Below are 14,589 nucleotides of genomic sequence, written 5' to 3'. Positions count from 1 at the left end.
CGACGGCGGCCGCCCGGACCCGGGTGTCGAGTCGACCCCTCGTAGCCCAACGCGTCGACGCTCACCTCGTAGCTGCCGGCGCCGGTTATCTAGCCGGCGGCCTGCTCGTCGTCGGGGACGTCCAGCCCCAGCAGTTCGACGGTGTCCCCCCCGGTGGCGAGGTCGCGGGAGACGGCGTCGACGGCGGCGCCGTGGCTGAGCCGCCCGAAGCCCTCGTACGGATCGCGCTGGCCGGGCGTGTAGGCCGGCACCTGGTCCCCGTGCCAGGGCAGCGCGTTGAACGCGGTGGTGGTCCCCAGCAGCGCGGCCTTCGCGCGGAGCGTCCAGGCCAGGCGGTCCCGGTCGTCCATATCGTTCGCGTACAGGCCCTCGGGACTCGGCAGGTCCAGCCCCGCGGGGCCGTCCTCCTCCATCGCCTGCATCACGAGGCCCGCGAGCCCACAGGTCGAGGGCGCGGCCATCGGGGTCCCGGTCAACTTCGTGTAGCCGTTGACCCCGCCGAACGTGCCGTCCTCGTCCGTGTCGGTCCTGGCCTCCGCCGCGACCTCGGTCCGCCCGTAGGCGGCGACGTCCGGGCCGCGGAAGCCCTCCCCGTCGTCGGTGACGACGGTGCTCCCGCCCGAAGACGAGACGGCGATGCCGGAGAGGTAGTTGGTCCGGGTCACGGAGACGGCCTCCGGCGCCGCCGAGGCGCTGTCGGCCCCGCCGGTCGGCGTTCCCGGGTAGTTGGCGACGGCGTGGGTCGCGACGACCCCGGCCCGTCCAGCGTCACCGTCCCGTCCGGCTCCGGGGCGCTCGGGTCGAGCGTCAGAACCGCCGTCGGCGACGGGTCACCCTCGCCGTCCGTCGGTGCGGCCGCGGTGTCGACCGTGGCGTCGCGGGCCGCCCCCGTCGCAGGCAGCAGCCCCGTGCTGACCAGTCCGACGCCGGCGGTTCGCAGCACGTTGCGACGGCCGAGACCGTCGCCCGACCCCGTCGTGTTCTCCGGGTCCTCGTAGGACATCCTGGAAGCGAATCCGGGTACGCACCGACCGAACCTGGGATCGCTGCCGGGTATCCGTGTCGGTCCTTGCATTAACCGCGCAATCAGGGGACACGCCCACGCGGCCCACGCGTCGCCGGGGCGCACGTCGGGGACACCAAACGCTATGCGGCGCCCGGCCCTGATCGTATCCATGCACGAGTACGACCTGGAGCGGTACCTGAACGTCCGGAGTGCCTACGGCGCGTCGCTGGCGCCCGACGGACGGCTCGCCTTCCTGATGGATACCACCGGGACGGCGCAGGTGTGGACGATGGACGAGCCCCGTGGCTGGCCCCAGCAGCGGACGTTCTACGACGAGCCGGTGTCGTTCGTGACGTGGTCCCCCGAGCGGCCCGAACTCGTCTTCGGGATGGACGAGGGCGGCAACGAGCGGCTCCAGCTCCACCTGCTCGACGACGAGACCGGCGTCGTGACCGACCTGACGGGACGTCCGGAGGCCAAACACCGGTGGGGTGGCTGGAGCCACGACGGCGACCGGTTCGCGTTCACCTCGAACCGGCGCGACGAGGCCGTCTTCGACGTCTACACGCAGGGGCGCGACGAGACCGGTGCCGAGGCGACGCTGCACCACGAGGGCGACGGCTGGCTCTCCGTCGGCGGTTGGTCGCCCGACGACGACCGGCTGCTGGTGAGCGAGGCGTACTCGAACTTCGACCAGGACCTCTACACGCTCGACCTGACGAGCGGCGACCTCCGGCATCTCACCCCGCACGAGGGCGACGTGCGCTACCGCAGCGCGAACTTCGGCCCGGACGGCGACGCGCTCTACCTCGTCACCGACGACGGTCACGACACGCTGTACCTGGCGCGACTGGATCTGGAGACGCTCGAGACCGAGCGTCTGGTCGTGGACGAGGACTGGAACGTCGACGGCGTCGCGCTGGACGACGAGACGGGGCGGCTGGTCTACTCCCGGAACGTCGACGGCTACACCGAGCTGACCGTCGGCGACCTGACGGGCCCGACCACCATCGAGGAGCGGCCGGCGCCGGAACTCCCCCGCGCGGTCGCCGGCGGCGTCAGCTTCGACGACGACGCCGACAGCTTCGCCGTGACCGTCACTGGCACGACGACCAACACCAACGTCCACGTCCTCGACGCCGACACGGGCGAGCGCGGGCGCTGGACTGCCGCGAACACCGCCGGCATCCCCCGGGAGAGCTTCCGCGACCGCGACCTGATCCACTTCGAGAGCTTCGACGGGCTGGAGGTCCCCGGCTTCCTCACCCTCCCCGCCGACGCCGACGAGCGCGCCGGCGAGGTCCCCGTTGTCGTCGACATCCACGGCGGCCCCGAGAGCCAGCGCCGGCCCTCGTTCTACGCGCTGGGCCAGTACTTCGTCTCCCGTGGCTACGCCGTCTTCGAGCCCAACGTCCGGGGCTCCACCGGCTACGGGGAGGAGTACACCCGCGCCGACGACGTCCGCAACCGGATGGACTCGGTGAGGGACCTCCGCGCCGGCGTCAAGTGGCTCCACGACCACCCCGCCGTCGACCCCGACCGCATCGCCGCGCTCGGCGGCTCCTACGGCGGCTTCATGGTCCTCGCCGCGCTCACGGAGTATCCCGACCTCTGGGCCGCCGGCGTCGACATAGTCGGCATCGCCAATTTCGTCACGTTCCTGGAGAACACCGGCGCCTGGCGCCGCGAACTCCGTGAGGCCGAGTACGGCTCGCTGGCGGAGGACCGCGAGTTCCTCGAGTCCATCAGCCCCATCAACAACATCGAGGCCATCTCCGCGCCGCTGTTCGTCCTCCACGGCGCGAACGACCCGCGCGTCCCCGTCGGGGAGGCCGAGCAGATCGCCGGGGAGGCCGGCGAGCACGTCCCGGTCGAGAAGCTCGTCTTCGAGGACGAGGGCCACGGCATCTCGAAGCTGGAGAACCGCATCGAGGCCTACACGCGGGTGGTCGACTTCCTCGACGAGCACGTCCGACTGTAGCGGGCATAACTCAGTTATCGGTTGGACGTGACTTCTGACCGTGACCTTCGGCAGCAATACATCTGATTATCGTTTTATGCGCCCGAGTAACCGCCTGCTAACCCCCGGGATGACGGTGGCGGCCACGGCGTCCCCGGTCCACCTCGGCCCGCGCGGCCCTCGGTGGGCGCCCTCGAACGCGGACACCGGCTCGTGAACTGTCGGTGAGCCCCGGGCCGGAGTACAGTCATCCGGTCCCCGCGCCGGCCACCGAAAGTTGACAATCCACACACCCGTACCGTGTGCCGTGCGCTCGCTGCTCCCGGCCCTGCTCGGCCACGCCGTGCTCGCGACCGGCTGGGCGGTGCTGGCGGGGTCGCTGGCGGGGCGAGGGGCGTTCGTCCGGGGACCGCTCCGCCGGCCGCTCGTGGTCGCTCTGGCGGGACTGACGGCGGCGCTGTGGGCGCTTGTGGCCGGGTTCGCCACGGCGGTAGAGGGTATCGCGGCGATGGCCGTCGGCGGGGACTGGCCGGAGACGCTGGCGACCGGAGCGACCGTCCTCGGGCCGGTGGCGGTCACGGCGCTCGCGACCCACGTCGCCGGCGGGGGCCGCGCCCGCCGGTTCGTGGCTGGCTACGGGGCGCTCGTCGGCCCGGCGCTTGCGCTGTCGCTCTCGGCACCGCTGTTGCCGACGAGCTGGTGGCTGGTCGCCGGCGTCGCGGCACTCGGGGTCGGGATGGCCGCGCTCCCGCCGGTGCTGGTCCCGCGGCTGACACCCACGCGCGGCCTGCGGCCGGACGAGCGAGCGGCACTGGCCCCGCTGCTGGACGAGCGCGGGGGGAGCGAAGGGTCGGCGGCCGGCTCGGTGACCCCCGACGGCGTCCGGGTCCGGGTCCTCGCGCTGGGGCGCGACGGGCCGGCGACGGCGCTCGCCGCCGGGGTGCTCCCGGTCCCGGGCGGCCGCGTCGTGTTCGTCACCGAGCGGGTGCTGTGGGCGCTGGCGCCCGAGGAGGCGGCCGCGGTCGTCGCGCACGAACTCGGCCACCACCGGCGGCGGCACGTGCCGCTGCGACTGGGCGCGGCCGCGGGGTTCCTGCTGCCCTGGCTCGGCGCGACCGCGGCGTCGGTCCCCGGGGCCTTCGTCACCGGACTCGCACTGCTGGCCCCCGCCGTGCTCGGGCTGCTGTGGCTCGTCCGATGGACCGAGTTCGACGCCGACCGGCGGGCGGCCGCGGCGGTCGGAGCCGAGTCGATGGCGCGGGCGCTGGAGCGGCTGGCGGCGGGCGGGACCCTCCGCGACGGCGGCGGCCCCCTGTCGCTCCACCCCGCGACCGGCGACCGGGTGCGGCGACTCCGCGAGCGGGGCGGGGCCGTCGGCCCGGGCGTCGCCCCGGACCCGGGCGACGACTGACCGGCGGACCCGCGCGTCGGACGGTCGTCGGGCAGGCGTCGGCGGTCCCCTCCGCGGCCGGCAGTTCAGTATCGATCTCCCCGGAAGCTTTATTCGTGGTACCAGTTGACATTCCACACGAGATGTTCGCACAGTTCTCGAGCGGGTACTACCTGGGCCGACTGTACGTGGAGCCCCGCGCCGGCGCGCGGCCGGCGATGCACCGCGAGCAGCACGAGCACGTCTCGGAGCAGCTGTACACGGCCGAGGGGTCGGCCGGCGAGGACGCGAGCGAGGGTGGTGGACCGACGCCGGAGCAGCCGCTGGTGATGCGGATCGGCGGCACGCACGTCCCCGTCCACGGGGCCGAAGGGGTCCCCGAGCGGACGGTGGCGCTGCCGGAGGACTGGCTGGACGCGACGCGGCTGCGCAACCTGCCGACGCTGACGGAGGTGCTGCTGGCCAAGCGCGAGCGCGCCGAGCAACTCCTCAACATGGAGGAGGAGACGCCGACGATGGGCGTCTGACCCCCTTCCCGACCACCCGGGTTTAGGCCCCGTCGGCACATGCGATGCCGTATGCTCGATAGTCTCCTGGGGAAGACGGAGCTGAAGAAGCGGATCGCGAAGCTGGAGGACGAGAACGAGCGGCTGGGGAACCAGCTCAAGGCCGAACAGAAGCGCCGCGCGGACGCGTCGACGGCCAAGCAGGAGGCCGAGGAGCGCGTCAACCGGCTGGAGGACCGCATCGCGGATCTAGAGGGCCAGCTGGAGCAGGCCGAAAGCGACGACGACCTCACCTACCGCTACCGGGAGGACGTCGCCGGCGACCGCCGGGAGACCGTCCTCGACCGGCTCCGTTCGGTCGCGACCGACGCCGAAGGGGTGCTGACGGCCTACGTCGACGGCGAGCTCCCGGAGCCGGTGATCGGGACGCTCGGCGACCGGACGCCGCTGGCCCGACGAGCCGCGCCCTGTCTCGTCGTCGCCGACGACGCCGGGCTGGTGGCGGCGGCGCTCGACCCGCCGGTCCCGCCCGGTACGTTCTGCGACTGGGATGACCACGTCGCCCTGGAGCGGTCCTGGTTCGCCCCGCAGGGCCGTTACGCGCTGGCGCTGGTGCGGGCGGACCTGTTCGCGGTCGGCGTCTACGAGGGGACCGAGCGCGTCGACTTCTCCGGGTTCGAGAGCGACGTGAAGGGCCAGCACTCGAAGGGCGGCTACTCCCAGAGCCGGTTCGAGCGGCTCCGCGACGAACAGGTCCGGGAGCACCTCGACGACTGCCGGATGGTGCTCCGGACGCTCCGCGGCGACGTGGACCGGCTGTTCCTCGCCGGCGACCGGAAGGCCATCGAGGCCCTGGACGAGCCCGCCGACGCCGTCGCGGCCGTGGACGCGACGGGCGCGCCGGAGGCGGCGCTTGGCACCGCCTTCCACGACTTCTGGACAACGCGGGTCTACGGGCTGTAGCCCGGGAGCCGGCCCGCCGTCACGCCCCCGCGCTTATCCGGCGCCGGTACGCCGAGTCGCACATGAGCGACATGCGCGAGGCGACGGCGCTCGGGTTCGACCCCGGACGGGTCGCCATCCTGGCACACGAGGGGTTCCCCGACCGCGCGAAGACGGCGCTCGGCGTCCTCCGGTACGCCGACTACGACGTCGCCGCGGTGCTGGACCGCGAACTCGCGGGGGCGGGCGACCACACGGTCCGTGACCTCGTCGCCGACGACCGGGTGCAGGATGTCCCCGTCGTCGGTCGGGCCGACGAGGCGCCGGCGTTCGACACGCTCGTCATCGGTATCGCCCCTATCGGCGGCGGCTTCGACCGCTCGTGGCGCGGGGACGTGGAGCGGGCGCTGCGAGCGGGCGCGGACGTGGTCGCGGGGCTCCACTACCGGCTCAACGACGACGCCGCGTTCGTCGACCTCGCGGCCGAGCACGGCGCGCGGCTGGTCGACGTCCGCGAGCCGCCGGCCGATCTGACGGTGAGCGACGGTCGGGCCCGCGAGGTCGACGCGACGGTCGTCGGGACGGTCGGGACGGACTGCTCGACCGGCAAGATGACGACGACCTGCGAACTCGTCCGGGCGGCGCGGGCACGGGGGATCGACACCGCGATGGTCCCGACCGGACAGACCGGCATCCTCGTGGCCGGCTGGGGCATCGCCATCGACCGCACCGTCGCGGACTTCGCCGCCGGTGCCACGGAGCGGCTGGTGACCGCCGCGGCCGACCGCGACCTGCTCGTCGTCGAGGGGCAGGGCTCGCTCGTCCACCCCGCGTACTCCGGTGTCACGACCAGCATCCTCCACGGGGCGATGCCCGACGCGCTGGTGCTGTGTCACCAGGCGGGCCGGGGGGCGGTCCACGGCTACGAGTCGTTCGCCATCCCGCCGGTCGGGCGGGTGGCGAGCCTGTACGAGTCGTTGGCCGACCCGGTGGCCCCCGCCGGCGTGGTCGCGGGCGCGCTCGACACGCACGAGCTGGATGACGGGGTCGACGAGGCGCTCGCGACGTACGGCGACGCCCTGGACGTCCCCGCCGCCGACCCCGTCCGCGATGGTGCGGACGCGCTGGTCGACGCCATCGTCGAGGCGACCGATCTGGAGCCATGACCGGGGCCGACGGCGACGGGGACGGGGTCGCCGACTGGTCGGTCGAGACCGTCGGGATGGAGCTCGACGCGCCGTTCGGTATCTCCCGGGGGACCACGGCGACCGCCGAGTCGGTCGTCGTCCGGCTCACGGACGGGCAGGGACGTGAGGGCGTCGGCGCGGGCGCGCCCGACGCGTATTACGGCGGCACGCCCGCCACCGCGATGACGGTGCTCCCGGACCTGCTGGCCGTCGTCGAGGGGGAGCCGCCGGGACGCCTCCAGCGCCATCACGCCGCGTTCGACGACGTCGTGCGCGGGAACCCCGCCGCCCGGGCCGCCGTCGACGTGGCCTGCCACGACCTCCACGCCCGGCAGGTCGACCGCCCGCTCCACGCGCTGCTTGGCCACGACCCCGACCGTGCGCCCCGGTCCTGCTACAGCGTCGGGCTGGCCCCGCCCGAGGCGATGCGTGAGCGCGCGGCGGCCGCGGCGGAGGCCGGGTTCGAGCACCTGAAGGTGAAGCTCGGCACGGACCGCGACCGCGAGCGGGTCGCGGCGGTCCGGGACGGCGCCCCCCAGGCGAGCCTCCGCGTCGACGCCAACGGGGCCTGGGCCCCCCACGAGGCCGTCCGGAAGAGCCACTGGCTGGCGGACTTCGACGTCGCGTTCGTCGAGCAGCCCGTCGCCGCGAGCGACCGGGAGGGGCTGCGCTTCGTTTACGAGCACTCGTCACTCCCGGTCGCGGCCGACGAGTCCTGCGTGACGGCGGCGGACGTCCCCGACGTGGCCGACCGGTCGGACGTGATCGTCGTCAAGCTCGACAAGGCCGGCGGCGTGTGGCCCGCGCTCCGGCAGCTCCACGCCGCCCGGGCCCACGACTGCGAGGTGATGGTCGGCTGCATGGTGGAGACGAACGCGTCGCTCGCGGCCGCGGCGGCCCTCGCGCCCGCCTGCGACTACGCCGACCTCGACGGCTCCCTGCTGCTGGCCGACGGTGCCGACCCGTTCGCGTTCGACGGTATCCGGCCGGACGGGGGGCTGGACCTCTCGGTCGTCGAGCGGGGCAGCGGAGTCACCGGGCGCTGAAACGGGAGACCCGACCCATCCGGATCCGAGTCGTCGCTCGTGGGGGCCCGAGTATGTGAGGTGCGTTCGCTTGGCCCCCGGGTCACCATGGTCGGAGTCGCCCTGCTGGCGGCCATGTCGCCGCCGGCTTCGGCCCCGCCCCCGTCATCGGTGGACGGTCGGGCCCGGGGCGATGGCCATCGTCTACCGGGCGTGAGCCGTCCGTCGGCGGCCGTCACGCCTCCCGGAGCGCGTACGCGTGTCCCGGCGGGCCGTCGGCACCCTGTGGTGCGCGCTCGGTGACGTACACCCCGCGGCCGGTCACCAGCGGCGTGCTCGTCACCCAGCCGTCGAGCGACTGCTCCCACACCGGACTGCCGTCGCGTGCGTCGACGGCGTAGCAGGAGCGGTCCTTCGAGCCGAAGACGACGCGGTCGCCGGTCGTCGTCGGACAGCCGACGATGCGGCCGCCGGTGGGGAAGCGCCACAGCTCGGTCCCGCCGTCGGTATCGAGCGCGTAGCAGTTCCCGTCGTGGCTGCCGACGTAGCAGACGCCCCGCTCCGGGTCGATAGCGGGGCCGCTCATCACCAGGTTCCGGGTTTCGACGGCCCAGTCCTCGGTGCCGTCGGCCAGGTCGACGCGGTAGACGTTCCGGTCCCAGGAGCCGAAGAAGGCGGCACCGTCGTACGTCGCCACGGGACCCTTGATGGCGTCGCCCGTCTCGAACCGCCACGCGAACTCGAGCTCGGGGTAGTCCCAGGCGTAACAGACCCCGTCGTTCGCCCCGACGACCAGCCGGCCGTGCTCGCGGTCGATGGCGATGGTCGAGTGCGGGTGGTCAGTCGGGCGGCGGTCGGCCCACCGCCCGGCGCCGGTCGCGGCGTCGACGCCGAAGACGCCGCCGCTGGGGGTGTAGTACTCGACAGCCATGTGGACGGTCCCGTCGTGGTAGGCCGGCGAGGAGCCGATGGCGTCCCCGAGTTTCCGCCGCCAGACGCGCTCGCCGGACCCGAGGTCGAAGGCGTAGAGCGCGCCGTCGTACCCGCCGACGTACACCCGCCCCCCGGCGACGGCCGGCGTGCCGTGGATGCCGCGCGCGGCCGCCTCGATGGCCGCGCTCCACACCGTCTCACCGTCCGCGGTGAACGCCCGGACTCGGCCGTCGTCGCCCGGAACGACCAGCCGGTCGCCCGCATCGTCCTCGCCCGTGGCCCGGCGAACCGCCGCCCGGGGGACGTGGACGAAACTCGCTTTCGCCGCGGTGTGGTCCCCGGTGTTGACGGGTGCGGCCCAGTCGACGGCGACGCTATCGGGAACGGTCACGTCCGGTCGGTAGCCCCGGCGCGACAGGCCACCGCGGAACTGCGCCGTCGCGGCCGCCGGCCCGGAGTCGCTCTCGGTGGTGGAGTCCGCGAGCGTGATGCAGCCGGCGAGCGCGGCGCTCGCGCCGAGGCCGAGTCGGAGGAACGTCCGACGTGTGGACCTGTCCCGTCGGTCGGTCATTGGAGGGAGCAACTGGGGCCCCCTACTTCGCTGTTCGCCTCCGCGGCGCCGTCACGCGTTCGCGTCGGCACCCAGCTTGAGGCGGAACTGGAGGTGGATGGCCTGCGCGAGGACGAACAGCGCAACGCCGCCGACGAACGCGCTGGCGGCCACGGCCACGACGGAGACGTCGAAACCGCTCGCGACGTACGGGTCCCGGCCCACCGTCCGGACGTAGGCCTGGATGGTCCCCATCCCACCGTGGGCCATCAGGGCGTAGCAGATGGTCAGGACGATGCTGATGCCGCCGATGATGAGGCTGAGGAGCGAGGCGACCTCCTCGAGGTTGAGCATCGTCTCCGCTTGCGATTCCGTGATGGAACTGCCGAGTTTGAGCCGCGCGAAGCCGAGCGTGGCCAGCCCGATCCCACAGACGAAGACGAGGGCGCCGCCGAGTAGCCCCAGCAGGATGACCCGCGGTGACGCGGCCGCGACCTCGTTGGCGTTCAGTGCCTCCCGTACGTCCGCGGGCAGCGCAGCCATCACGGGAAGCACCGCCGCCAGCCCGAACAGGAGGGCGCTCTGGAAGTGCATCTTCTGGGGGATGGACTGCTTGAAGACGCTGTACCGCTCGAATCGGAGCCGCTCGTACGCCGACCCGCCCATCAGGGCGTCCGTGACGTGGTCGCCCGACGGGTCATCGTTCGAGTCGCTCATTCCGTTCCCACCCTCCGGCTCCGGCATGCCATGTCTGGGCATGATTACGCGCTACCCGGTATATGTCCTTCGCCCGGAGTCAGATTCGCCGGCCGGAACGCCTGCCCGTTGTTGCCGGGGCGACCCTCGAGTGTCCCGAGTGGCTCGGGTATGGGGAGTCCGCCCCGGATAGCGCACGCTCTTATCGACCGCCTGTGGTACGGCCGCCTCCGAGTCGAGGCCCGAGCGCTGGGTGTGGATGCGGTGGACGTCCACCAGCACTGGGTGAAACTGCGCCACCATCACGGAACGGCTCCGCCCAGGAACGGCGAAGGCTCAGAGCGGGACATCGCGACCCGGCTGAGGACCGTCGGGGGCCTGCGCGACTCCGTCGGACGCAACCGGACCCAGGCGACTGACGAGTGTTTCCAGTTCGTCCGGAGTTGAATATGGGGGCTCTGTCGGGACTCCCGGATGGTGATACGTTTCCATCCTCGTGCCGAACGCAGAGGGCGGATTCACCAGATGCCGATCGGGGAAGTCGATAGAGCCACGAAACCCGGCGGAGCAGTTTACGATCTCAGGTGCTCGTTCCCGAGCCACTCACGCCCGTCAGTTCGAACCGCGCGCCACCCTCGGCGGATTCCGTGACCGTAATCGTCCAGCCGTGGGTCTCTGCAACCGTCTTGACGATACTCAGCCCGAACCCGGTCCCGTCCTTCCGTGTCGAGTACCCCCACTCGAACACCGCATCGCGCTCGTCGGCCGGAACCCCTGGTCCGTCGTCCGCTACGAAGAACCCGTCCGACAGGTCGCCGATGCGGATCTCGACGTCGTCCCCACCATGTTCGACGGCGTTCCGGAGCAGGTTCTCCAGCAACTGTGCCAGCCGGCTCCGGTCGGCTTCGACGGTGCGCTCGACGTCCGCACGGAGACTCGCGTCACTCGACTCGACGTTCTGCCAGCAGGTCTCCGACAGTTCCGCGAGATCGACGGTCTCCGTGTCGTGCACTCGCTTGCTCCCACGGGCCAGTTGGAGGAGTGTCTGCGTCAGTTCGTCGATCCGGGTCAGCGCACGGTCGATCGCCTCGGTATGGTCGCTGGTGCACTCCTCAGCCAGGAGTTCCAAACGGCCCTGTGCGACGGAGAGAGGATTGCGGAGGTCGTGGCTGAGGACACCGGCGAACTCATCCAGGCGCTCGTTCTGTCGTTCCAGATTCCGTTCACGGATACGGACTTGTGCGGTTCGATCGATCTGCTCGAGTGCAGCCGCCATGTTGCCAGCTAGCAGCTCTCCGAGGACGACGTCCTGTGTATCGAACGCTTCCGGCTCCTCCGAGGCGTTGAGCAGGATTCCTCGGTCGCCGATCGGAATACAGAGTTCGCTCTCCACTGGCGAGTCCGGGTTCAGTATATTCGGGTCGTCGTGGACGCTGTCCACGGCAACTGCCTCTCCGGTCTCGTAGACGCGCCACGCGATGCTGTCTCCCTCCGTGAACGTGGGGGCCTCACCGACGAGTTCCTCGCTGAGTGCCGTCTGTGCCAGTGCCACGAGGCCGTCTCGCTCGTCGTCGTAGAGATGGACCGCATTCGCCTCCAGCCCCAGGACCTCCCGCGCCGCCCCGACGCCAATCTCGGCGACCTGCTGTGGAGTGCTCGCGGCCATCAGTTCCTGGCTCGTCTCGTTGAGCGCTTGCAGGCGCGCTTCCCGCTCAGTTTGTGACGTGATGTCACGGGTCGCCCCGGCCAGTTGAACGATGTTGTCGTCCTCGATGACCGGCGCAAGGCGTGTATGCCACCATTTCGTCGTCTCGCCGAACGTGAGTCGTTCGTCGTATTCGATGGGTTCGCGCTTCTCGATACACTCCTGATACTTCGTTACCACGTTGGCTGCTTGGTCGTCACTCAGCAGGTCCTGTGGTGTCCGCCCCTGGACATCAGCGGCCGTGGCTCCAGTCAGTTCCTCGTAGGCACGGTTCACCGACTGGAGGGTGAACGTCCGTTCGTCGACTACGTCGATCAGGAAGAGCGCATCCTGGGTGTGCTCGAAGATGGTCTCGGCTTGGTTCAAGCGCCGTCTCCGATCGAGCATGTGGGTGAACCACTGCCGTAACAGCTCGAAGAACGCCTTCTCGTTGTGTGTGAACGGTTCGCGTGAGCATTCACCGGCAAAACAGAGGGTGCCGAACAGTCGGTCGTCCATACCGAGCTTCCCACCGATATAGCACTCCAGGCCGAACGCCTCGTAGGCAGGGTCACCCTCCCAGCCCTGGTCACCAGCCCGGTAGACATCCAGTATCCCGTCGGACTGGATCGTTTTGCGGCAGTAGGTAGTGGAAAGATCGGTGACACCCTCTCGAACGATTTCGGAGCCGGAGATCCTGACGACCTCGTGCCGGTCGGTCTCCTCGTCGATGATAACGAGGTGTCCGTTTTCGACCCCCAGTCGGTCGCGCCCAAGCGCGAGCAAGCGGTCGATCTTCTCGGGGTCCGAGAGGGCCGTATCGGAGACGATTTCCAGGAGCTGTTGGCGGTACTGTTCGCTCTCCTCGCGGTGGCTGGCATACTCCTCGACGGTGGCGATCGCCCGATACTGACTGACGAGATTCGTGATGCGGTTGGCCAGGACACTGTACTGGTCGGTTCCGGTCTCCTTCTGGAGATAGTCGGAGACACCGGCGGAGATGGCATCGCTGGCGACCTCCTCCGACCCCTTGCCGGTGTAGAGGATGAACGGGAGATCAGGGTAGTCGTCGCGCACCGCCCGGAGGAACTCGATACCGGTCGTCCCCGGCATATCGTAGTCCGAGATGACACAGTCGAACTCGTCGTCGCCCAACCGCTCCAGTCCCGCCTCAGCACTGGTCGCAGTTCTGATGCTGAGACGCTCGTCCTCGCGTTCGAGGAACGACGCGGCCATGTCGGCAAAATCCGGCTCGTCATCGACATGAAGGACGTGGATGGCGTCCGGAACTGTGCTCATGATGATCTATTCTGTCTTCGGCGGTTGGACGATACGAGTAATAAATGTTTGAGATAGGGGTATCGCATACTGGCTGCCGGTTGTCACATCCATGCCCTGCCATGACCGACCCGAGTAGCCCTGATACCCCCATCGCGCTACGGTCGCACGCGGTATTCGGCACGCGGTTCGTATCAGGCCCCGAGGTCCAACGGGGACAGCCAGGATCACGTCGATCGTACTGCAGACCCGGATGATGACCGCTCCAACTACCGAAGATGCCTTTCGAACCCCGAACGGGCCGAATCGATCGACAGCGTAGAAACCGTCCTTGGGACGAACCATATGACCGTGGATCATGATCTCTTGAGACGGGCCGGTTACGGACGTCCAGTTGGAGACGCGATACCGATCCCGTGGTCGGGTCCGTGGAAGTAGCCGGTATCTCGGCCAGGGCCAGCGCCGACGTTCGAGAGGTCCTCCCGTGGCGTTCGGCTTCGAACGCCCCGAGCAGTTTTCCGGGGAGTTCGGGGGGTCGCCGAGTGTGGTTGCCTCCTCAGACGTTTCGACGTGTTCTCCGAATAGTTCCACATCCACGATGTTATGCCGCAATGAGGTGCCTACGCTACTTACGACGTCCTCCAGTCTCTTATGAGACCGACAGCCCACTGATAACGGAGTAGTCGGACGTTCCGGGAGCTACACGCTCAGGAGTATACGCACCGCTGGCGACACGTTCGGACGCGATGTTCGACCATTCGGACCACGCTCACGTGGCGTGGGACGTCGAGACGACGGGCTTTGGCTGGACGGATGGCATCACGGTTTCGGGGCTCTGGTTCCCCGGCGGCCACGCGACTCTGGTGCTCAACTCCGGCCCACATCACGCCGACGGCGAGCAGCTGGCCGAGTCGCTGACCGATACCAGCGAAGCGGCTGTGCGCGTGCGAGTCGCCGAGGACGAGAACGAGCTGTTGACGCCGATGGGCCGCGTGCTGTTCGAGCGATTCGACCGCGAGTACAACCGTCTCGGCGCGTACAACGCCGACTCGTGGCAGGGTGGGTCCGGTCTCCCGTCATCCGCACGCCGTGCATCCAGCAGGGCGTCGACTGGCCGTTCGACGGTGTCACGTCCGCCGACCTGTGGCAGCCGGTCAGGAAACGACTCAGCACGACCCAGACGGCGCACGGACCGTCGGAGGGGACGGAACTCGCCGACCGGCGCACACACCATCCTGTTCGACTCGACACGCCGAGAATCGGTGCTGGACGGGAGCGACGGTCACGTGTGGTACGCCGAGTATGACTACGATCCGTTCGCGGATTCGGGGAGTGCTGCCGCCCGCTACCGCGAGGCTGACTTCCTCCCACGACTTCAGTCGTGGGGTTCCCGTCACAGACGGGCTCCCACGGCGGAGAGGTTCCCAACTCG

11 protein-coding genes and 1 pseudogene are annotated in these 14,589 nt (G+C 70.3%); 7 read left to right on the top strand and 5 right to left on the bottom strand.

Annotated elements, in window-relative coordinates; translation table 11 throughout:
• Positions 1-89 precede the first annotated feature (89 nt).
• Positions 90-695: pseudogene (locus DP107_RS08025) on the bottom strand (S8 family serine peptidase); the annotation flags it as partial.
• On the bottom strand, positions 662-1,003 hold the full coding sequence (locus DP107_RS08020; RefSeq protein ID WP_144261642.1) for a hypothetical protein: 342 nt from the start codon (positions 1,001-1,003) through the stop codon (positions 662-664). The pseudogene DP107_RS08025 and the gene DP107_RS08020, both read right to left, overlap by 34 nt.
• Before the next feature lie 172 nt (positions 1,004-1,175).
• Here DP107_RS08020 and DP107_RS08015 point away from each other — a divergent pair, with 172 nt between their 5' ends.
• The 6 genes from DP107_RS08015 to DP107_RS07990 all read left to right on the top strand — a co-directional run bounded on the left by DP107_RS08015 (position 1,176) and on the right by DP107_RS07990 (position 8,037).
• On the top strand, positions 1,176-2,987 hold the full coding sequence (locus DP107_RS08015; protein ID WP_144261641.1) for a S9 family peptidase: 1,812 nt from the start codon (positions 1,176-1,178) through the stop codon (positions 2,985-2,987).
• Between the two features lie 286 nt (positions 2,988-3,273).
• Positions 3,274-4,377 (top strand): M48 family metalloprotease, encoded by a 1,104-nt coding sequence (locus tag DP107_RS08010; protein ID WP_144261640.1) that lies wholly within the window; start codon positions 3,274-3,276, stop codon positions 4,375-4,377.
• Between the two features lie 122 nt (positions 4,378-4,499).
• Positions 4,500-4,883, top strand: a complete 384-nt coding sequence (locus DP107_RS08005) for a DUF5802 family protein (protein WP_144261639.1) — start codon at positions 4,500-4,502, stop codon at positions 4,881-4,883.
• A gap of 51 nt (positions 4,884-4,934) precedes the next feature.
• Positions 4,935-5,825, top strand: a complete 891-nt coding sequence (locus DP107_RS08000; protein ID WP_144261638.1) for a Vms1/Ankzf1 family peptidyl-tRNA hydrolase — start codon at positions 4,935-4,937, stop codon at positions 5,823-5,825.
• Between the two features lie 62 nt (positions 5,826-5,887).
• Positions 5,888-6,970, top strand: coding sequence for a DUF1611 domain-containing protein (locus DP107_RS07995; protein ID WP_238330826.1), 1,083 nt, complete (start codon positions 5,888-5,890; stop codon positions 6,968-6,970).
• The gene (locus DP107_RS07990) at positions 6,967-8,037 is read left to right on the top strand and encodes a dipeptide epimerase (protein WP_144261637.1); all 1,071 of its coding nucleotides are present in this window, start codon (positions 6,967-6,969) and stop codon (positions 8,035-8,037) included. The genes DP107_RS07995 and DP107_RS07990 overlap by 4 nt, the downstream gene beginning before the upstream one ends.
• 214 nt (positions 8,038-8,251) lie before the next feature.
• Here DP107_RS07990 and DP107_RS07985 read toward each other — a convergent pair whose 3' ends face one another.
• The 3 genes from DP107_RS07985 to DP107_RS07975 all read right to left on the bottom strand — a co-directional run bounded on the left by DP107_RS07985 (position 8,252) and on the right by DP107_RS07975 (position 13,178).
• Positions 8,252-9,520 carry an outer membrane protein assembly factor BamB family protein gene (locus tag DP107_RS07985; RefSeq protein ID WP_144261636.1) on the bottom strand — a complete coding sequence of 423 codons (1,269 nt, stop codon included), beginning with the start codon at positions 9,518-9,520 and terminating at the stop codon, positions 8,252-8,254.
• Between the two features lie 51 nt (positions 9,521-9,571).
• Positions 9,572-10,216, bottom strand: a complete 645-nt coding sequence (locus tag DP107_RS07980; RefSeq protein ID WP_144261635.1) for a hypothetical protein — start codon at positions 10,214-10,216, stop codon at positions 9,572-9,574.
• A gap of 559 nt (positions 10,217-10,775) precedes the next feature.
• Positions 10,776-13,178 (bottom strand): hybrid sensor histidine kinase/response regulator, encoded by a 2,403-nt coding sequence (locus DP107_RS07975; RefSeq protein WP_144261634.1) that lies wholly within the window; start codon positions 13,176-13,178, stop codon positions 10,776-10,778.
• Between the two features lie 725 nt (positions 13,179-13,903).
• On the opposite strand from DP107_RS07975, the gene DP107_RS07970 reads away from it, so the two are divergent.
• A partial coding sequence (locus DP107_RS07970) for a hypothetical protein (RefSeq protein WP_202877367.1) occupies positions 13,904-14,589 on the top strand: 686 nt, incomplete at its 3' end.

It is taken from the genome of Haloglomus irregulare (assembly GCF_007421925.1).
GTDB lineage: Archaea > Halobacteriota > Halobacteria > Halobacteriales > Haloarculaceae > Haloglomus > Haloglomus irregulare.
Note: the sequence above shows the minus strand (reverse complement) of the source record. Positions and strands in the feature narration are given on the sequence as shown.

Bases quoted from the DNA above. Each gene is read 5' to 3' on its own strand.
- DP107_RS08000 (WP_144261638.1), top strand. From the start codon at position 4,935: ATGCTCGATAGTCTCCTGGGGAAGACGGAGCTGAAGAAGCGGATCGCG.
- DP107_RS08015 (WP_144261641.1), top strand. From the start codon at position 1,176: ATGCACGAGTACGACCTGGAGCGGTACCTGAACGTCCGGAGTGCCTAC.
- DP107_RS08005 (WP_144261639.1), top strand. From the start codon at position 4,500: ATGTTCGCACAGTTCTCGAGCGGGTACTACCTGGGCCGACTGTACGTG.
- DP107_RS07995 (WP_238330826.1), top strand. From the start codon at position 5,888: ATGAGCGACATGCGCGAGGCGACGGCGCTCGGGTTCGACCCCGGACGG.
- DP107_RS08020 (WP_144261642.1), bottom strand. From the start codon at position 1,003: ATGTCCTACGAGGACCCGGAGAACACGACGGGGTCGGGCGACGGTCTC.
- DP107_RS07985 (WP_144261636.1), bottom strand. From the start codon at position 9,520: ATGACCGACCGACGGGACAGGTCCACACGTCGGACGTTCCTCCGACTC.
- DP107_RS07990 (WP_144261637.1), top strand. From the start codon at position 6,967: ATGACCGGGGCCGACGGCGACGGGGACGGGGTCGCCGACTGGTCGGTC.
- DP107_RS07975 (WP_144261634.1), bottom strand. From the start codon at position 13,178: ATGAGCACAGTTCCGGACGCCATCCACGTCCTTCATGTCGATGACGAG.
- DP107_RS07980 (WP_144261635.1), bottom strand. From the start codon at position 10,216: ATGAGCGACTCGAACGATGACCCGTCGGGCGACCACGTCACGGACGCC.